Origin of the sequence: Polycladomyces subterraneus, assembly GCF_030433435.1 — a bacterium.
In the GTDB taxonomy this organism is placed as follows: Bacteria; Bacillota; Bacilli; order Thermoactinomycetales; family JIR-001; genus Polycladomyces; species Polycladomyces subterraneus.
In genome coordinates, this window is sequence record NZ_JANRHH010000041.1 from 31,057 (window position 1) to 50,637 (window position 19,581).

The window sequence follows — 19,581 nt, forward strand, 5'->3', positions numbered from 1 at the left end:
TAATGGCGCGAGTGTGTTATTTTTCACCTTGATACAATTCAATAAAGGATTGTTTCTGTTTATTTAAATGTTGTTCCATTTCTAGCTCCGCCGTTCCGTTTTGGAGTCCTTCTATAATTCTCTGATGTTCACAAACAACTTCTTCGCGTCTTGACGCTCGGTGTAAAACCCGCATGCCAATTCGGCGAATCAGGTCTGACGTTTGTTTAAAAACGGAGATCAACCGCTCGTTATCCGTAAGTTCAAACAGCACTTTGTGAAAATCTTTGTCCAATAACATGAAATCAACATCGCTCATTTGCGACGGATCTGTATTCATTGCTGCCGTGATCGCTTGCAATTGGTCCAAGTTTTTCCGGTTGATCTTTTGCTGAATTTTACGAACGACGCCGATTTCCAACATAAAACGCAATTCAAAAACATCGTGGATATCCTTGATCGTAATCGGCGAGATAAAGGTCCCTTTATAAGGGATGTTATAGACCCATCCTTCCGCTTCAAGCGTTTGAACAGCTTCACGGAAGGGAGTGCGGCTGATACCGAACCTCTCTAACGCCACCCGCTCCGTAATCATCTCATTATCCTTCAATATCCCGCGTATAATCGCTTCTTTTAAAATTGTATACGCTTGCACTTTGAGCGGCTTCGGATTTGATAAAAATAGCTCCACATCGTCCCCCCTTCCAGTAATGCTCTGATCATATATCGTACATCATATATTATACATAATATTGTTACTATTTGTACATGCGAAATTTTCTTTTCATTTACGACTCGGTTCGTTCGAGTATTGGTTGACTGGGAATAGGATGAAAGCAGAAAACGTGAACCAGGGGTGTCTGGTAAAACAACGATTCAACTAAATCACCAAGCTCGCAATAAGAAGAACGGCATGAAAATTAACCGCCCTATTCCCATAGCGCGTGGCGATGCCTCGCCACTTCTTCTGGCGGTCGATGCAACGATCTGCTTGACGAATTGCCTTATGAATTCCGGCTACGTATCTGCCACAGGCAGCCCGATAAGTACGCTGGTAACTATGAAACCAAAAAGTACGCGGAACCTGATCAATAGATATATTCTTATAGAGCAAAGAGTGTTTTGTTGGAATGAGGAGGACGCCAAAAAAGCTGGATATGATAAGAAATAAAAAGAAACCCGTCCAGGGTTCGCAATCTGGGCGAGGTTCTTAATTGGTGCACATTATGGGACATGACAGTCTAGACGACACGATGCATTACATCCGGGCTACTCGGGAAGATCTTCAGGGTGAAGTGGAGAAAATCGCCTGGCGTTGAGTATAAAGGCGGTGTGGGGCACATTTCTTTGTACAAATGGTTTGATTTCCAGCGATTGGGCATAGTATAATAAGTGTGAGGAACAGCGAGCACGCCGTGACGAGGCGTGGCCCATGGAATCACACAAAAGTGACCCGCATGGTTTCCCAGGCCTGGCGGGTCACTGCTTTTTTTGTGACGCGATGACATAGGTGATATATATCACCTGAGCGACCAGCGACAATAGCATGATCGTCTCTTTCAGCAGCATCACCCCCTCTCCGTCGCAAGTAGCGACTGAGAGGGCCACACCCCGCCAGCAGCCTGTCTCCGTTCCTCACACTTTTAATACATATTCAACATTTGGGTCCCGGAAACCTGCTACGTCCTACCACTCCAGGATCTATCTTAATCAAGATAAAGTACATGTTAATCCATTACTGAATAGTTATAATTATGTTATAAGTATGACGTTGGTGGGGGGAGAGTATGTCTACTAAGATCTTTCTAAAAAGATTCCTTCAAGTTGCTTTGATGAGCTTCTTGATCGGTATCATCGCTTACTACATCCAACTCTTTATCAGGAAAACCATCTGGCTCGTTACGATTATTGAAGATTTCTCCTTACGAAACTTGTGGAGAACTGTGTCTCAACACTATATCGAGCTATTGGTGTGGATCCTAGTATTTATCCTCGTATTTCTTCCTTTGTATCTCATTGTCTTCCTGCTCTTGGATCGATTTTATCGTCGAAAACGAGGGGCTCTGCTATATTCTCTAGTCGGAATCGTCTTATGCTTTATTCCAACTGGTATTTGCCTCATGGGTTTTCAGCATCCACCTAACTTCTTTAATCAGTTTAGAGCGTTTACAAAGTTCCGTTATTTCGCAGAAGTATATTCATTTCCAATGAGTGCAGGAATTGCTTTTGGTCTCCTCTGGTGGAAATGGATCAAGAAACGGATGCTTCAGCGATAACTCCATCAGCTTTGTTGGAGCATATGTTCTCGAGACATGGTGCAGGCAACGAGATGGGCATGGAAGAGCGGCAACAGTTCGTGCTGAGTAATGTGAAAGAAGGGTTTACAATGGTTGGCCCCCGAACTGGAAGGAACAATTTGTATGCTTATGATCCATAGCAGAAGTCCATATTCGGTCATTGAGATAGTCTGCTTATAAGGAGCGCGCGGCAACCCCAGCCCTTCAAAGTGGGGATGAAAGCGAAGCCTTCAGCCCTCTTGCAAGTTAGACAGAATTTTGGTACAACTAAGCACATAAGTGTGAAAACACTTAAAACTACTATGCGAGCGAAAACTCGTTAAAACAAAATCACTAGGCTTGGACGAAGCCATCGTGGATGAATGCGGGTTGCCACGCCAAATGAAGCGAGAAGCCCACGGATTTAGCCGTGTGTGGAAAGTCACAAACTCTTATGGGTATATGTTGGTACCCCAGGTAGAACAAATGGCCAAGGATTCATCTCCCTTGGCCATTTTCATAAAGGCTCACAACTTTTAGTCTGTCTGGTCCATCACTTTTCACAAATTAAATGCGCGACAAAGCCATCTTGATATATTCATACAGCTGTTTATCTACTCCACGGTGTCCGCGTTTCTTTATAATAACGCTCAGCTGCTTGGATTATTTCAGGGTCCCCACCCGTCAACATGTTGATGAATTCATTCCATATTAGCCAGCTTTGTGACTTACGTGTGCTTGCACCTGCAGCGGCAATGTTTGTCCAGAATAGACTCAGCCGCGGATACGCGGCTGTTGTTTTTTGATGTGGGTTTGATCCAGTTTTCATCCCCAATGCCCTCTCTTCACAACTTCGTCCGCACATCCCACAGCTCGGGAAAAAACCGGTGATCAAGCGTCTTTTTCAGATAATGGACACCGGAAGAACCACCTGTTCCCGTTTTATGGCCGATGATGCGCTCCACCGTGGTCACATGGCGAAAACGCCATTGCCGTACCCAGTCTTCCAGGTCGACCAGCTTTTCGGCCAATTGGTAGAGATCCCAATAGGATTTCACATCCCGATACACCGCCAGCCAAGCCGCTTCCACACTGGGGTGTGCCTGATAAGGCTGGGTATAATCCCGGTTCAACACATCGGGGTGAATGGCAAAACCCGCTTTGGCCAACGCTTGGATGGAAACGTCATAAAGGCTGGGAGCATGCAAGGCTTCATCCAATAGCCGATACAAATCCGGATCTTTCCGATAGATCTCCAAAATGTGCCGGGTTTTATACCCAAGAGCAAACTCGATCATCCGGTACTGATAAGATTGAAAGCCGGAGGCTTGGCCCAGTTGGTCACGGAATTCAAGATACTCTGCGGGTGTCAGGGTGGAGAGGACATCCCACGACTGAATAATCTGGGACTGGATTTTGGAAACGCGAGCCAACATCTTGAACGCACGGGACAGTTCCCCGTTTTTGATGCATAGGATCGCCGCCTGGATCTCATGCAACATCAATTTCATCCAGAGTTCGCTCACCTGGTGGATCACAATAAACAACATCTCGTCATGATGGCCGGACAAGCGTTTCTGACCGGACAAAATTCGGTCCAACTGCAGGTATTCCCCGTAGGTCATCTGATCGCGAAAATCCGTGTGAATTCCTTTTTCGTTATGCATCGCTTATATCCCCCTTATTCGTACGGACGCAACAGCGCCCGAACCGGGCTGGCATCCGCGTCTTGGAGCGCGAGTGGTACGGCGATCAGTTCGTAGTCACCCGGTCGGACTTGATCCAGCACCACGTTTTCCAAAATGTAAATCCCGCACTTTAACAGTTCGTGATGAGCCGCTAACTCCTTACTGTCCAAGGGGTCCACAGATGGCACATCTACCCCGAGCAACCGCACACCTTTTTCATGCAAATAGTCGGCGGCGTCCGGCCGCATATAGGTGATGGTGGCCGGGAACACCGTCGGGTCGGAAGCGGAACGTGTCCGCAACAGCAACCGCTTTACCCCCTCCAGATCATAGGCGGCCAGCTCTTCAGCTCCGACGCTTGCATGCGGAGATACGTCGATCACACGGGCGGGTCCCACAAACACCTCGATATCCAGCTCCATCACTTTGTGGCCCGTATCATCAAAGTGAAATGGCGCATCTACATGCGTTCCAGTATGAGTACTCATCGTCAGCTTGCCGACATTGACGGAGCCGTGCTCCATGGTCCACGACAACGCAAACGAAAATGGCGTATCGCCGGGCCACACCGCGATGTCATTGCTCAACGGCTGCGAGATATCTAACCATTTCATACCGATTTTCCTCACTCCCGTATCAATTTCTTGCTTCAACGTGTTTGGCATTCGCTAAATGCTGCTCTTTTCCAAGAGTAACCTTTGATCCTTAGGGAAACAGGGGGGAAACGAAAAAGGATCACCTGAATCGTGCCCAAGTACGACTAGGCCACCACATCCCGTGTGTTTTTAAACTGCTTGTATTGCCCCGTCTCCATGATTTCCTTGAGGATTTGGAGACACTTCCATACCTCTTCAAAGGTCGTGTAAAGTGCGACCGGTGCGAGGCGAATGCCATTCGGAGCACGGAAATCCGGGATTACGCCGTTCGCTTTCAATGCTTTGCAGATACGCACCGCCTCGGGGTGCTCCAGATAGACGTGACCGCCGCGCCGGTGATCCTCCAGCGGACTTCCGATCGCAAATCCATATCCGATCAGTTCCCGTTCAATCAGGAAAATCAAATAACGTGTCAGTTGCAGTGATTTGCGACGTACCCGGTCAATGCCCGCTTCCGCAAACATTTCCAACGAACCGATCAAGGGAGCGGCGCTCAAAATGTGCGGTGTTCCCAGCTGGTAAGCGCCGGCGTGCTCGGCCGGGTTCATCGTATGGTCCATGTCGAACTGTTTGTCCTTGCGTGAACCGAACCAACCCGCCAAACCCGGGGTACGGTCAAAATGCCGGCGATGGACATACAGTCCAGCCACTCCTCCCGGGCCGGCATTTAGATACTTGTAGTTGCACCAGACGGCGAAGTCGACACCCCACTCACTCAACGCATGCGGAATGGCACCGATGGAATGGCAGCAGTCAAAGCCGACAAGAATCCCCCGCCGGTGTGCTTCCTCCGTCAACCGTTTCATGTCCAGAATTTGACCACTTCGGTACAACACGCTGGGCAGCACGATCAGCGCAATCTCGTCGGTCATGACGGAAATGATGTCTTCTTCCTCGATGAAACGGCCGTCGCGACTTTTTACCTTGACCAAATGAGTCTCCGGGTCATACCCCTTCCTTTTGATTTGACTTTGCAAAACGTAGATATCAGTAGGGAATGCCAATTCATCCGCCAAAATTTTTGTTTTTTTCCCCTGGGGTTGATAAAAAGTGGCCACCGCTTGATGCAGATTGACCGTAGTAGAAGCGGTTACAATCACTTCTTCGGGAGAAGCTCCGATCAAGGGCGCGGTCATTTCCCCCAAACGTTCCGACAAGTAAAACCACGGATACCGTCCCTGGGTCCAGCCGTCAATCGCTAGTTTCTTCCATGATTCGAGCATCTCCAGCAGTGATTGTTCGGCCCGTTTGGACAGTAAACCCAACGAGTTGCCGTCCAAATAAATCGTCCCTTCCGGGACGTAAAATTCATCTCGAAACAAAGATAGCTCATCCTGTCGGTCCAATCGAAGAGCGTATTCATATGACGGCTCAAAAGAGAAAATACTCATGATATACAGTCCTTTCGGATAATTTATATGGCCAGTATAAGATGAAACCAGCAATGTGTCATGTCCGAGTGGACATTAACAATTCCTGCGGACTATACTCGAGAAAGAACAGAACAGAACATATAACAGTGACGGCCGATAAGCGATAACCCCAAGTACCCGTATTGATTTCGCATTATTGGCAAAATATCCATTCCCGCGAACATGATAGACATTTTGTGAGAAACATTGGTATATTCAATAATGAAATCGATTACCATTTTCAGATCTATGTGATAGTATATTCTTTTCTATTAATCGGATTGTCCGATACAGCAAAGGAGGTTAACAAGGATGAAAAGATTGGTCACCAATTTGACCTTTCAAGTGCTGACTGCCATTACGCTCGGTATCATTTTGGGTACTTTGGCTCCTGAAACAGCCAAAGCCATGAAACCGATTGGAGACGTTTTTATCAATATGGTAAAGATGGTGATCGCCCCGATCGTCTTCCTGACCATCGTTGTCGGGATTGCCAAAATGGGCGATATGAAAAAGGTGGGGAGAGTGGGCGGAAAGGCGCTCCTCTACTTTGAGATTGTAACCACCATCGCTTTGGCCATCGGCCTCATTGTTGCCAATGTGGTGAAACCCGGTGTGGGTGTTCATCTGGACCCAAGTCAAGGGCAGGATCAAGTTTCACAATATGTAAGTGAAGGGAAGAAGATGAATCTGGTTGATTTCCTGGTTCATATCGTTCCCTCCAATGTCGTAGATGCCTTTGCCAAAGGTGACACCCTGCAGGTCGTCTTCTTTTCCATACTGTTCGGATTCGCTTTGGCCGCACTCGGCAATTTCGGGAAACCGCTGATCGATCTGTTAGACCAGATCTCCAAAGTGTTTTTCAAGATTGTCAACATCATCATGCGGGTAGCTCCGCTCGGTGCCTTTGGGGCGATGTCTTACACCATCGGAAAATACGGCCTGTCCTCACTCATTCCGCTGGGCAAACTGATGCTGGCCGTCTACATCACCATGTTCCTGTTCGTCTTCATCGTCTTGAATCTGATTTGCCGGATGTACGGGTTCAGTCTGTGGAACTACCTAAAATTTATCAAAGAAGAATTGCTCATCGTACTTGGGACCTCCTCGTCCGAATCCGTTTTGCCCCGCATGATGAAGCGGATGGAAGAATACGGTTGTTCCAAATCGGTGGTCGGCTTGGTTCTGCCGACGGGCTATGCCTTCAACTTGGACGGTACATCGATTTATTTGACTATGGCCGTCGTATTCTTGGCCCAGGTGAGCGGTGTTGATCTGAGTTTGACACAGGAGCTGACGATTCTCGCTATCCTGATGCTGACTTCAAAAGGAGCGGCGACGGTGACGGGTGGCGGATTTATTGTGCTAGCCTCCACGTTGAGCGCCACACATGCGATTCCCTTGGAGGGATTGGCTCTATTGCTCGGTGTAGACCGCTTCATGTCTGAAGCACGAGCCATTGTGAACATGATCGGAAATGGTATCGCTACGATCGTCGTGGCCAAAAGTGAAAACGAATTCCAGCCTCATCATCCACAATTCGGCAAACAGCATGGTGACACCTCTCCTTCCGACGCGGTAGGAACGGATGTATCATAAAGCGCACAAATGAACCGGCTCCCTACGCGAAGGAGTCGGTTTTCGTTTCTACTACATTCCGAGCGTTTTGGGCTTGAGTATATTTTGATAACTTGCCCACGATTATCGCACACTTTGTTCATCTTTTGTTAAAGCAAATCCAACGAAAAAGGATGGATAAAAAGATGGCAAATATCAACGAAAAGATCACTGTCATTGTCGAAAAAACAGGGAAACGAACCATAACCAAGTCTCCTCTATCTGGAAAATCAAAAGCTGTGGTGATTATCAACAACCAGTTCACTAATGCACCAAATACTACGCAAATTGCGAGTGGGGCTGGTCGAAGCAGCGCTGCAGGAAGTAATGTGGCTATTGCTTCGTCAAACACCCGTCAGCAACAGAGTGTGGGCGCTGGAGGAAAAGCCAAAAACGTTGGAATAAAGGGTAAACGGTATGTGACGCACAAAAAGCATGGAAAGAAGAACAATGCCAAAGAAATCGTCATCGTCATCAATAATCAGGTCGTCAAGCGGAGCAAACGCAAATCCACTTCGTCGGCTACTCAGGTGGCAAGCGGTAGTGGAACCTACAGCACAAGTGGTACCAATTCTGCAATCGAAAGCTCAAATACAAAACAGCAACATGCCGTTGGCGGAGGCCCAGGATCTCGTGCAATAAACAAGTTGATAAAGGGTAAACAAAAAGAAATCGGACTACGCCGACGAAAACCAATTAAGCGATCTTGGCACTCCACACGGTTAAAACACCGCAGGAACTCACTTTAGGCGCCGTTGGCTTCTTGGGTCATTCGCGTCTGCAGTCCGTTTCCCGTCTCGGGCCTCATCCTCCTGCCTATACGATTCTGCGATTCTTACTATATGTACCCACAAAGACGTTACCGGCACACTGGTTTTAACCTATCACTCTCATTGTTTTCCCTAAACGAGTTATAGTTGTTTGATTACATTTTCCTGAACAGGACGGCAATTCATCCAATGGAAAACAAAATGCCATTAAAACCAAATCAATACCAGCTTGTTTTAACTGATCAATTGCCTCCCTGGAAAATAGCGAGGTAGTGTTTTTGAATGGGACGAGGTTGCATTGTTCCACCTTTAATTTCGTAGTAATTCCCTTGAAAGGAAAATTCGTCGTTCTGCCACAGCCCTTAAAATCGGGGCCGCCAATACGTTGCCTTGGTATCCCCAAAAATATTTCGGTCTTTTCAAAATATGCTTATAAAGATGAAATAGATCCTTTTCTTCGATGGTGTACGTGACCTGCATGTTCTTTCCTCCACAATTAATTAAGTAACTTCACTAACCACATTTGTTGTTTCACTAACCCCCAGTCAGAAGGGGAAACAGGAACAGATCATCCAATTTTTTCTAAATAAGAAGGTAGCTTTGAAACACCTCTTCTTCATTGGACCAGCTTGCCATGGTTCTCCTCCCCTCATATAATATTTTCGTTATGACCTCCTTTTTTTCGACGACCTGTGCCTCTGGGAGGTTATGTCCGCTAATTGTATTTAGCGGACATTATGGAGGGTGGATGTAGCGACTGCTATCTCCCTAGAAAATAGAAAAAGAGCTGTTAAATGGCTCTTTTGATTTATTGTCTGCCAAATAGATATCGCTCAAGTAAAATTTGTTTACCTTTTGTTTCGTAAATAAGGGCAAGGTTGTCCACATTAATTTCCCATGTTAAATCAATATAGCTATTTAAATAAGATATCAGTTTAGAAACATTTTTATCTGTTACATCACCATGAGCAAGAGTGATATGTGGCAACCATTTTTGTTCGTCGTAATAATCAACTTCATCTGTAACAAACATAGAAGTTTCTTGCCAGATTTGTTGATGTAATTTGTTTAGTTCATTACTTCGAACGACTGGTACATATACAACTGGTTTTTTACCTGTAAAGAGACCTAAACCTGTTGCATGAATAGTAAACGGTTTTTGTCTTTGGGCCAGCTGAGATAATACTGGGAGCATTTTTTCTAAATCGTAACCTCTAGCCACTTGGTAGGAGAAGTGAGGATAAGGCGTTATATAAATTCCTTCAATATGAAACCTCTTTTTTAATTCGGCCCAAATCCATTCTACTTTTTTATAATGAGACTCATCTAATAGCGAAACAACCGCGTGCATATTTCCATCACCAGCCAATTATAAGTTCCAAATTTAATTCTGGTTTTGGAACTTACAGCCCCTCCTATTTGTTAGCAGGAGGGGCTGTTCCGTCTACGCTGTGTTCTCATATACAGGCATACCCCTTGACGATAACACCGTCTTTTGTTTTATTCCGATGAAGTGACTGTTTCTTGAGTGATCCCATACCCCACCTTCCTAATCAACTCCATGTGCCGTTCAGGGCTCCGCAAAGGTTGAAAACCGTACTGGGCGTAAAGACCGTGTGCGTCTCGGGTGCCCAAGGTGATCCGGGCCAATCGGGCCAACGACGGGTGGGACACCACCGTCTCCACCAACCACTTTCCCAACCCTTGTCCACGGTATTCAGGTAGTACAAATACGTCGCACAAATAAGCGTAACGGGCGAAGTCCGTGACCACACGAGCGAAACCGATTTGACTTTCTCCGTCATACATGCCGAAACAAAGGGAATGCTGGATGGAGGTTACGACCAGGTCCATAGGTATACCACGAGCCCAATACGATTCTTCAGACAAATAACGGTGAATAACATCAACCTGCAATCGAGACGAATCGGTGAAGATCCGATATGGCCCCATCGTTTTTTCAAATATGGCGGGCTTGTTCATGGTTTCACCCCAGAGATGTAGGTGACATGTACCACCTGTACGATCAACGCCAAAAGCATGATCGTTTCTTTCATCCGCATCACCTCCCCTCCGTCGCAGTAGCGACCGAAGGGGACCACGCCCCGCTGTCAACCCTTCCCAACTGTTCCCCACACTCTGGAATACATATACAACGTTTGAGTGCTAGAAACCTGCTACGTCTAGGAGCCCGGGGACGAGCCCCCGGGCTCCGGGGTCCAGTGGAAAGGCGAGTTTCTCGAATAAGACACTACTTTTAAGGTCAGGTGGGGCGGCTGAGGCTCCAACGTAAGGCGGGGTGCACTAAATATCGCGCCGCAACAGCGCTGAAAGAGTTACGTGATGCAAACATCATCCCGGAAACGAAAAAACACCACAAAAACAGTTAATCCTGTCGCAGCCCGTGAAGGAGGGAGACAGATAAATATGCTATATTCTTGTCTATGTTGTGGATTTTTGACATATCCTGAGGAACCAGGAGATACTTATAACATTTGCCCCGTATGTTATTGGGAAGATGATCCAGTTCAGAATGATGATCCTACATTTTCTGGTGGAGCAAATTCGATGAGCTTATTAGAAGCGAGAGACAATTTTAGAAAATATAGTGCTATATCCTTGGAATTTGTAAAGAGAGTAAGAAAACCACTTCCCGAAGAATACCCTGATAACTGTTAACAAATAACTCTTATTTGGTCGATTCACGTGAGCAGGTTCGCTAGTTAGGGGGCGGCTCCCCGGGGCCTGGTCTCAGCAAGCCCCGGGGGCCTATATCGGAGCGAACGGGTGGCCGCGGCGCCGCCGCGGGCGGCCGTCTCCGCGGAGTCCCGGGGAAAGGATTTGCCACCTTTGATCCATAAAAACCCGGACAGGTGTGTACCTGCCGGGTCTTTTTCACCCGTAGGAAGATTTACTAAGGGCCACGGTACCATGAGCGGTTATGGATTTTGTTAAGAATGAACGGGTTTAAAGGAATTGGCGATGTTTAGCAAAACGTCTTTGGTTGGTTTGGGCTCGTTTTTAGAGGGTGAATAACTTAGTCGATAACTGAACCCTTTTTGATACCACGTCAAATCGTAGTATTCATATTCATCATCTGGTATGTCAGTTTCTTCGTAGTCTGCTTTGATTCCATTTTTGAGGGTGGCATTGTTCAAAAACAACTCCTGATCCTCATCTTGATTGATATACAGGGTTAGGTGAGTGTCACCATGTTCATAAAACACGTCCATTTCGTAATGGAATAGGCCCGCTTTTACTACGGCATATTGCTTTGTTGGTTTAAACGGCAGTTTTGCTGGCAGTTGCACAGGATACCCGTATTCCGTTACAGCTTGGGGAATGGGTTGAGGTGGATTGAGCCATCGAGGCAACATGAAACTGGTTAGGAATACCAATATGCTTAACACAAACCTGAGTCCCCTGCTGATCCATCGGTAATATATGGTTTGTTTATATCGCTGTTTCATCTCCTGATTTAATTTCACTTGATAACGATTTTCGAGATAGAGCATGATAAAAAATACGATGACGATGATGCCCACCATCCCCCAAGAGCCCATGGTCCTGATTATGTTAGGTTGAAAAGATAAGGAGAAAAGCAAAGAGATCAGTGGATAATAAGCGAAGTGGATCATCTCAGCCCTTAAAAATCGTGGGTAACTCTCCCCATAAATCTCATGCAATTCTGTATGGATGTGGTTAAGCCACTTGTTCATATGCGGTTGACTCCTTTATCTATCTCTGAGGTCGCTATTCATTTATTCGTGCTCCCGCTTGGAATTTAGGTCCGCTTAGAGCCTTTTTTGTCGAACTGAAATGGAAAAAGATCAATGAAGGGAGGCTCTTCTATGTTCAGGACGAATCCATCCAGAGAGTTTCAACCGGAGACGGTCAACATAGAAGACCTTGTCCGCGTTTGGGTATTGAACAAGTGAAGTTTATGAGGAGTTTTTTTAGGAAGGATGTATAAAATGAGTTTGTCTAGGTTTCACCATCAGAAAAGAGTTCGTCAGCATTTTACCGAGATTCCTGTTTTAATGAGAAGGAAATCAAGGTAATGAGCTATCATATGCAAGGTATGGATATGTATTTTGATTACCCTTTATATTTTCGGATCCCTTTCGGCTCACACGTATTTTGGGCATATAACTTGGAGCACTTAAAATACATAGAAAGCTTGGTTCGGGCGGGGATTAGGGATACTACTCATCATGGTGGTGTGGCCAGCAGGCTTCCTAAGTGGATCAAACCGGCGAAAAATCGTCAGCAATTATTAAAGAAGATACAAATATTGTACGAAAAATATTTATCAGACACTCCCTAGTACCAGCGATGCTGTCACCAGGAGCAAAGTAAGTTGATTTCATTGTGTAGATGGAGAGTGAAACAGATAAGAGGGTATAAATGGAGCCCGGGGCCGAGCACCCGGGCTCCGGGGTCACCGGAGCCGAATGGGTGGCCGCGGCGGTGCCGCGGGCGTCCGTCTCGGCGGAGTCTGTAAAAGGAAAAGAGAAACGAGGTTCTGGATAGGAAGCTGACGGATCAGTCTTTGCCTGAGTGGGCTTTCTTTTTTCAGCAGCTCAGGAATCGTTAAGATGATATGTGTTTCTTCCCTCAGCTAATAGCGCCTTGATCGCCAGACGAGCGTATTTGTCAAACAGCATGGAGTCGATATTATACGCGTTACGCATCACTTCCAAGGCATTATTGACGACGTCATTGTCCGTTTGCCCGGGGAACCGCTCCAACAGGTTCAGCCCGATCGCGTATTTGTTAGACGAAACGTCGAAGTACAGGTCCTTTTTGCGGCAACAGGTCAAGGTAGGTTTTGAAAACCCCCGTAAAAGAAGCCTTGTAGACCGGGCTGGCAACAATGATGGCATCCGCTTTCTCCACCAACTCATTCGCTTGTTGGATGGCGGGGTCAAAATGCGCGGAGATCAGATCCTCCGCCGGAAGATCGGAAACGTTGATCGGCACGCCCTTCTCATTCAACACTTTCCGTACATACTGACAGCCCCATGATTTGCTTCACCCGTTCCATGTCCACATACTCGCGAATCCAACGGGAAAGGCGGGCATAAATCACGTCCCGGTCCGCTCGTAGCCCGAGATACTCTTCGGAACGGGGCGGCAAACCCTTTTTCCCACGCAGACGGTTGATCCAGGCGTGGGTAAATGCCCCGTTATCGAACAACCCGTGCAGATAGGTGCCCCATACGCTTCCGTCGACTGACACCGCACCGTCCAAGCGTCCGTCCGCCCATTGCAACACCGGACTCGCATCCGTTCCCCGCTCGGTTCTGCCCATGTGAATCTCATAGCCGGAGACGGGTACACCCCGAGCCCATTTGATCAGGGTTTCTCCGGATGCCCGAACCGTTCGTTTGTCCGGAATAAAGTGCGTCCGGATGTCCAACATACCCAATCCCGGGTGGACGCCGGGATGTGATTCCACTCCATCGGGGTCGTGTAACGTACGTCCCAGCATTTGATATCCCCCGCAGATGCCGACGATTTCCGCGCACTGGTTTCGCAGGCGTTGGATGTACTCGGCCAACCCCGATGCACGCAACCATGCCAAATCCTCAACGGTGTTTTTGGTACCGGGAAGAATCACCGCGTCGGGATCGCCCATTTCCTTGGCCGATTGGACATAACGGAGACGGACGTCGGGGGCGTCGGCCAACGGAAGAAAGTCCGTGAAATTGGAAATCCGGGGCAGGCGAATCACGGTGATGTCTACAAACTCCCGAGATGCGGGCATTTTCAATCGAAGCGACTCCAGAGTGAGCGAATCTTCCGGGTCAATTCCGGTTTCCAGATAAGGCACCACACCCAGTACGGGAATGCCGGTCCGCCGTTCCAGCCATTCGATGCCGGGATCAAGCAGTTCCCGTTTACCACGAAATTTGTTGATGATGAAGCCTTTCACCCTTGCCCGTTCATCCGGGTCCAGCAGCTCCAATGTGCCCACCAGCGAAGCGAACACGCCGCCCCGTTCGATGTCCCCGACGAGTATGACGGGGGCATCGGCCAGTTCTGCTACCCGCATGTTGGCGATGTCCCGATCTTTCAGGTTGATTTCCGCCGGACTTCCCGCTCCCTCGATCACCAACACCTCGAATGCTTCGGACAGAATCGACAGGGACCAACGAACTGCGGGCAACGCTTTTTCCAGCACGCTGCCGCGATAGGCGCTCGCTTCCATGTCGGCATAATGGCGTCCGTGCACGATCACTTCGGAGATCATATCACCTTTTGGTTTGAGGAGAATGGGATTCATGTGGACGGTCGGTTCGATGCCCGCCGCTTCCGCCTGAACGCACTGGGCACGTCCGATTTCGCCCCCGTCGGCGGTGATAGCAGAGTTGAGCGCCATATTTTGCGATTTGAACGGCGCCACCTGATACCCTTCCTCAAAAAAATAACGGCAAAAAGCCGTGCACAACACGCTCTTGCCTACATCAGAACCCGTTCCCTGCAACATAATCGCCTTGGCCATCCTGATCTCCTCTCCCTCTAAAACTCAATCCCTTTGACAGCAGGAACCCCTTCATCGTAGTAATGCTTGACAGCGTGAATCTCTGATACGAGGTCGGCCCGGCTGATCACTTCCGGGTGCGCATCTCGACCGGTCAAGACCAGATGGACGTGAGACGGGCGATGCTCGATCACTTCCAACACCTCATGAAGCGGCAATACATCCTCGATAGGAAACCTCTGAATGGCCAGTGCATTGTTGATCTCATCAAGAATCACCAAGTCGTACTCGCCGCTCATCACAGTTTGTTTGGCGGTCTGCCAGGCGGTTTCCAAGGCGGCGCGGTGATCTTCCGGCGTACGGGTCCAGGTAAAGCCTACGCCCAATTGATGGATTTGCACTCCCAATCGCTCCAATGCGGTTTGCTCGCCGTAGGTTCGTTGCGGGGATTTGATAAACTGCAACACCGTCGTTTTCATACCCCGGCCCACTGCCCGCAGCACCAATCCCAGAGCGGCTGTAGTTTTTCCTTTGCCTTTACCGGTGTAAACCAGCGTCAAGCCTTTTCGCGTCTTTGGCGCCCATGTTTCCGTCGCTAAGCCCTTATCCAGACGTTGCTCGTTCACTTGTGTCATACTCTGTCCCTCCGTTTGCCGTATTCCCTGCAGATCAACAACCACCGTCGGACCATCTCTGGATGGGAAGCGAAATGGAGATGGACATAGCCGGCCAACACATTCCCCTTGACGTATCCCTCCAATCGAGTGCCGAACCGACCTTCGCAAGCGTATGCGCGGGGGTAGTCCTCTGTCTCGGGTGTCAGGGCGGAATAATGGAATTCATGTCCTCTCGCCTTTTCTCCTTTTTCCAACAAGACGGAATCGGACAACGCCGTCACTTCCCGGTATCCCAATGCCGCCAGCCGGTCCCGCATCGTCACCTTGGCCGGAATCACCCCGACCATGGGATGTTCGCGTCCCGCTCGGTCGATGATCGCTTCGCAGAGATACATGTAACCGCCGCATTCGGCAAACGTGGGCAAACCCTCGGCGATTTTGCGGCGGATAGAATCTTTCACGTCCTCCTCCTGTGCCAGCTCCGACACAAATTCTTCGGGAAACCCACCGCCGATCATTAACCCGTCCGCTTCCTCCGGGACGGGTTCTCCCGCCAACGGGCTGAAAAACCGGAGATCAGCACCGGCCAGCGTCAACAGCTCCAGATTTTCCGGGTAATAAAAATGGAAAGCGGCGTCGCGGGCGACGGCGATCACCGGACGCCGACCCTCAGAGGCGGCGACAGGGACGAAAAGGCGTTCCTCCGGCCATGCCAGTGCTGGCGCCTCATCGGCGACAGAGATCAACGCGTCCAGATCCACTCCTTGTTCGATCACATCGGCCAACTGTTCAAACAAGGGTTGCAGTTCTCCCCGTTCGACGGCGGGGATCAGACCCAGGTGACGCTCAGGTATATTCAGCTCGGCATCACGAGGAAGCCACCCGAAAACGGGAATGCCGCATTCCTGCTCGATGGCCGCCTTTGCCAGCCGATAGTGTCCCTCGCTGCCCGCTTTGTTGACGATGACACCGCGGATGGCCACCTCGGGGTTGAGTTGTTGGAACCCCATCACGATCGCTGCGACGCTTCGTGCCATGCTATGGATGTCGACAACCAAGACAACCGGACTTTGCAGGAGGATGGCGATATCGGCCGTACTGCCGGTGTCGCTCAACGGATCTTTCCCGTCGTAGAGACCCATCACCCCCTCCACGATCGACAAGTCCGCTCCTTCACTCCCGCGTAAAAAAATTTCCCGGACTCGGTTGCGGGGCATCATCCAGACGTCCAGGTTGCGTGATGATCTGCCGGTCACCGCCGTATGGTATGTGGGATCGATGTAGTCCGGCCCCGTTTTAAACCCCTGGACCGTCATGTTTCTTCTGCGAAACGCCGCCATCAATCCCAGTGTAATTGTGGTTTTGCCTACGCCGCTTCCTGTTCCGGCGATGACGATTCTCGGTCGATGTTCTTTCAACGGACGCCCGCCTCCGTTCGCTCATGGGGTACCACGGCAACGGAGATGGTGACATTGCCGCTCTTTTTCTTCTCCATCAGCCACGTTTCTGCCCCGGCTGACAACAGAGCCGCCGGCTCACTCACGCCGTACGCTCCCGTGTACCGGTACACGACTTCCGACGGATGGGGAAGTTCGACCGTATTCAGCTCCTCCGGGGTGTACACGATGAGCGGCCATCCGTATTTCTCCGATAACGACTTCAACCCCGGTTCATCCTTTTTCAGATCGATGGAAGCGAGATTGCGGACGCTGCGAACCGACAGCCTCAGTTCAGCAAGCGTCTCCAACACCACTTGCTCGATTTCTTCCACCGGCGTGCCCCGGTTGCACCCGATGCCCAGCACGATCACTTTGGGCCGGTACAGCACGCCGTTGGACAGGAGCGTCCTCTCTTCATCCTCCGTCAACAACCGATGGGTGACCACCAGCGCGGCGTCAAAGCCCGCCTCGACGGCTCCCGTAGCCGAACGGTACACCCGGATGTGGGATGGCAACGGTTTGTCATACGTCCACCAATTCCGCTCTCCCGATTCCTGCACGATGGCGATCCGTTCCTCGTTCACCACGGCGGCGCTGACGGGGGTCACCTTATCAAAGTTTTCGATTTCCCAACCGAAATCGCGCCCGAACAAATCCACCGCGATCGTTTGCTGAACGTCGGAAGCGGTGGTGATAACGGGACGCGCCCCCAACAGGGAGGCAACGCTCCGGGTCAACGCATTGGCCCCGCCGAGGTGGCCAGACAACACACTGATGGCGTGTTCCGCCCGGTCGTCCACGACGACAACTGCCGGGTCCGTCTTTTTGTCCTTGAGTAAAGGGGCGATCATCCGTACAACTGCACCGAGCGAAATGAAGATGACCAGTCCGTCGTAGCGTTGAAACAGATCGGGCAGAATCAGGCGGACCGAACCGGTAAACAGGTGGATACCCTCGATCGCCTCATCCCCTGTGGCGAATTTCTCCATGTAGTAAAGATCTGCCCCCGGCATCTTGTCTCTCAGTGTGCGCGCCAGCGCCGTTCCGTGCTTGGTGATGGCGACGATCGCCACGCGCTCTGATGTTTGGGCAGGATCACTGCTCATGGCTGTTCACTCCTCTCCGGTAACTGTGTGTAAAAGTTTTGTCGTACAGTTTGGACCGATACGTTCCCTTCTCCTCCAGATCAGGGTCCAGTGCCCATCCAGCCAATATCATTGCGTGACTGCGTATGCCCGCTTCCCGCATGTCCTGATCCAACCGACCCAGCGTAGTGCGCACCACCTTTTGGTCGGGCCACGTCGCCCGCTGGACCACCGCCACCGGTGTCTCCTCTGACCAACCGGCGGTGATCAGCTCTCGGGTCACCTTTTTGGCCAATGTCGCACTCAAAAACAGGGCGATGGTGGTATGATGCCGGGCCAGCTCCGCCAGCCGCTCTTTCTCAGGCACAGGGGTACGCCCTTCCGCCCGGGTGAAGATGACGGTTTGAGTAAGTTCGGGTATAGTCAGCTCCACTCCCAACACGGCAGCTGAGGCGAACACCGAGCTCACCCCTGGTACCACTTCAAACGGGACCCCTTTTTCGCGCAGCAGGGCCATCTGCTCAAACGTCGCCCCGAAAACGGCCGGGTCTCCTGTGTGCAAGCGCACCACGCTCTCGCCCCGTCGGACGTGGCTGATCATGGTTTGGGCGATCTCTTCCAGCGTCATTCCCGCACTGGGGTATATCTGCGCATCGATTTTGGCGCGGGCCACCAGATCTTGGCTCACCAACGAATCGGTGTAGACGACGACGTCTGCCTCTTGCAAAATCCGCAGCCCCTTCACCGTGATCAAGTCAGGATCGCCCGGACCGGCGCCAACGATATACACTTTCGGTTCCAAGCTCATTTTCTCACCACCATCAGTGTCAAGTAGCCGAGACGTGCACCGGCCAATTCCTCCACATGGCGCCAGATCATTTCCTGTTCCGACGTGGCCTTGCTCACCACCATCGCTTTGTCGATCAACTCCAATTCCCGCAACAAATCGATCATCTGGTCGAGCACCTTGGCCACTTTGAGAAACACCACCGCGTCATGCTCCAACAGCGCTTTTTTCATGGCCGCCCGGTCTTCCGTCGCCGGCACGATCGCGATTTGCTCGTCTCCATCTGCCAATGGGATATCGAGGCGGGAAGCGGCTGCGTTGACCGAGGAGACGCCGGGGACGGAGACGATGTTCACCTCCGGGTGGGCATCCCGCATACACCGGCTCATGTGAATAAACGTGCTGTACAACATCGGATCGCCTTCGGTGACAAACGCCACGTCCTTCCCCAGGGAGAGTCGCTCCCACACCGTCGCCACCGTTTTGTCCCACTCCCGGCGCAATACCTCCTGATCCCGCGTCATGGGAAACACCAAACCCAGCATCTCTTTTTCCGCCGGATTGACGTAGGTTTCCGCGATGGTCAGCGCGTAGCTCTTTTCTCCCATTCGCTTTTTGGGATAGGCGATCACGGGAGATTCCCGCATAATGCGGAACGCCTTGACCGTGATCAGTTCCGGATCACCCGGTCCGACGCCCAATCCATACAAAGTTCCGATTTTACTCATCCGATCTCTCCTCCAATCGCTAAGGCACGTCTGCTTCATT

Annotated in this window: 18 protein-coding genes and 1 pseudogene; 4 read left to right on the plus strand and 15 right to left on the minus strand. The window is 50.1% G+C overall.

The annotated features are described in order from the left end of the window. Positions 1-16 precede the first annotated feature (16 nt). The 4 genes from NWF35_RS11625 to kynU form a co-directional block, all read right to left on the minus strand. Complete coding sequence (locus tag NWF35_RS11625; protein WP_301239274.1) at positions 17-670, minus strand: GntR family transcriptional regulator; 654 nt, start codon at positions 668-670, stop codon at positions 17-19. 2,430 nt (positions 671-3,100) lie between these two features. Further along, on the minus strand, positions 3,101-3,922 hold the full coding sequence (gene kynA / locus NWF35_RS11630; RefSeq protein WP_301239275.1) for a tryptophan 2,3-dioxygenase: 822 nt from the start codon (positions 3,920-3,922) through the stop codon (positions 3,101-3,103). Between the two features lie 14 nt (positions 3,923-3,936). Continuing rightward, on the minus strand, positions 3,937-4,557 hold the full coding sequence (gene kynB / locus NWF35_RS11635) for an arylformamidase (protein WP_301239276.1): 621 nt from the start codon (positions 4,555-4,557) through the stop codon (positions 3,937-3,939). Positions 4,558-4,703: 146 nt separating this feature from the next. Then, complete coding sequence (gene kynU / locus NWF35_RS11640; protein WP_301239277.1) at positions 4,704-5,990, minus strand: kynureninase; 1,287 nt, start codon at positions 5,988-5,990, stop codon at positions 4,704-4,706. A gap of 333 nt (positions 5,991-6,323) precedes the next feature. Between kynU and NWF35_RS11645 the strand changes: the two genes are divergently transcribed. Together NWF35_RS11645 and NWF35_RS11650 are read left to right on the plus strand one after the other, a co-directional pair. Beyond that, entirely contained in the window at positions 6,324-7,610 is a 1,287-nt protein-coding gene (locus NWF35_RS11645; RefSeq protein ID WP_301239278.1) for a dicarboxylate/amino acid:cation symporter, read from the plus strand. Positions 7,611-7,774: 164 nt separating this feature from the next. Then, the gene (locus NWF35_RS11650) at positions 7,775-8,377 is read left to right on the plus strand and encodes a hypothetical protein (RefSeq protein ID WP_363321616.1); all 603 of its coding nucleotides are present in this window, start codon (positions 7,775-7,777) and stop codon (positions 8,375-8,377) included. Between the two features lie 829 nt (positions 8,378-9,206). Here NWF35_RS11650 and NWF35_RS11655 read toward each other — a convergent pair. Continuing rightward, positions 9,207-9,767, minus strand: a complete 561-nt coding sequence (locus NWF35_RS11655) for a 2'-5' RNA ligase family protein (RefSeq protein WP_301239279.1) — start codon at positions 9,765-9,767, stop codon at positions 9,207-9,209. Positions 9,768-9,898: 131 nt separating this feature from the next. Next, positions 9,899-10,381 carry a GNAT family N-acetyltransferase gene (locus tag NWF35_RS11660; protein ID WP_301239281.1) on the minus strand — a complete coding sequence of 161 codons (483 nt, stop codon included), beginning with the start codon at positions 10,379-10,381 and terminating at the stop codon, positions 9,899-9,901. Positions 10,382-10,825: 444 nt separating this feature from the next. On the opposite strand from NWF35_RS11660, the gene NWF35_RS11665 reads away from it, so the two are divergent. Further along, complete coding sequence (locus tag NWF35_RS11665) at positions 10,826-11,077, plus strand: CPCC family cysteine-rich protein (protein ID WP_301239377.1); 252 nt, start codon at positions 10,826-10,828, stop codon at positions 11,075-11,077. 272 nt (positions 11,078-11,349) lie between these two features. Here the strand turns inward: NWF35_RS11665 and NWF35_RS11670 are convergent, their stop codons facing one another. Continuing rightward, entirely contained in the window at positions 11,350-12,117 is a 768-nt protein-coding gene (locus NWF35_RS11670; protein ID WP_301239282.1) for a hypothetical protein, read from the minus strand. Between the two features lie 688 nt (positions 12,118-12,805). Between NWF35_RS11670 and NWF35_RS11675 the strand changes: the two genes are divergently transcribed. Next, positions 12,806-12,931, plus strand: a complete 126-nt coding sequence (locus NWF35_RS11675) for a hypothetical protein (RefSeq protein WP_301239283.1) — start codon at positions 12,806-12,808, stop codon at positions 12,929-12,931. Positions 12,932-12,981: 50 nt separating this feature from the next. On the opposite strand, the gene NWF35_RS11680 is transcribed toward NWF35_RS11675, so the two are convergent. From NWF35_RS11680 to cobI, 8 genes and pseudogenes are all read right to left on the minus strand, one after another. Continuing rightward, positions 12,982-13,221, minus strand: coding sequence for a hypothetical protein (locus NWF35_RS11680; RefSeq protein WP_301239285.1), 240 nt, complete (start codon positions 13,219-13,221; stop codon positions 12,982-12,984). Beyond that, positions 13,199-13,399, minus strand: a pseudogene (locus NWF35_RS11685) (NAD(P)H-dependent oxidoreductase); the annotation flags it as partial. The gene NWF35_RS11680 and the pseudogene NWF35_RS11685, both read right to left, overlap by 23 nt. Further along, positions 13,389-14,906: a cobyric acid synthase gene (locus NWF35_RS11690; protein ID WP_301239287.1), complete on the minus strand. Its 1,518-nt coding sequence runs from the start codon at positions 14,904-14,906 to the stop codon at positions 13,389-13,391. The pseudogene NWF35_RS11685 and the gene NWF35_RS11690, both read right to left, overlap by 11 nt. A 17-nt stretch (positions 14,907-14,923) precedes the next feature. Next, positions 14,924-15,520, minus strand: coding sequence for a cob(I)yrinic acid a,c-diamide adenosyltransferase (gene cobO, locus NWF35_RS11695; RefSeq protein ID WP_301239288.1), 597 nt, complete (start codon positions 15,518-15,520; stop codon positions 14,924-14,926). Further along, positions 15,517-16,920, minus strand: a complete 1,404-nt coding sequence (locus tag NWF35_RS11700; RefSeq protein WP_301239290.1) for a cobyrinic acid a,c-diamide synthase CobB — start codon at positions 16,918-16,920, stop codon at positions 15,517-15,519. Before NWF35_RS11700 ends, cobO begins: the two co-directional genes overlap by 4 nt. Next, on the minus strand, positions 16,917-18,047 hold the full coding sequence (locus NWF35_RS11705) for a cobalt-precorrin 5A hydrolase (RefSeq protein WP_301239291.1): 1,131 nt from the start codon (positions 18,045-18,047) through the stop codon (positions 16,917-16,919). The genes NWF35_RS11700 and NWF35_RS11705 overlap by 4 nt, the downstream gene beginning before the upstream one ends. Then, entirely contained in the window at positions 18,037-18,834 is a 798-nt protein-coding gene (gene cobM, locus NWF35_RS11710; protein WP_301239292.1) for a precorrin-4 C(11)-methyltransferase, read from the minus strand. The genes NWF35_RS11705 and cobM overlap by 11 nt, the downstream gene beginning before the upstream one ends. Beyond that, positions 18,831-19,541: a precorrin-2 C(20)-methyltransferase gene (gene cobI / locus NWF35_RS11715; protein ID WP_301239293.1), complete on the minus strand. Its 711-nt coding sequence runs from the start codon at positions 19,539-19,541 to the stop codon at positions 18,831-18,833. Before cobI ends, cobM begins: the two co-directional genes overlap by 4 nt. Between the last annotated feature and the right edge of the window lie 40 nt (positions 19,542-19,581).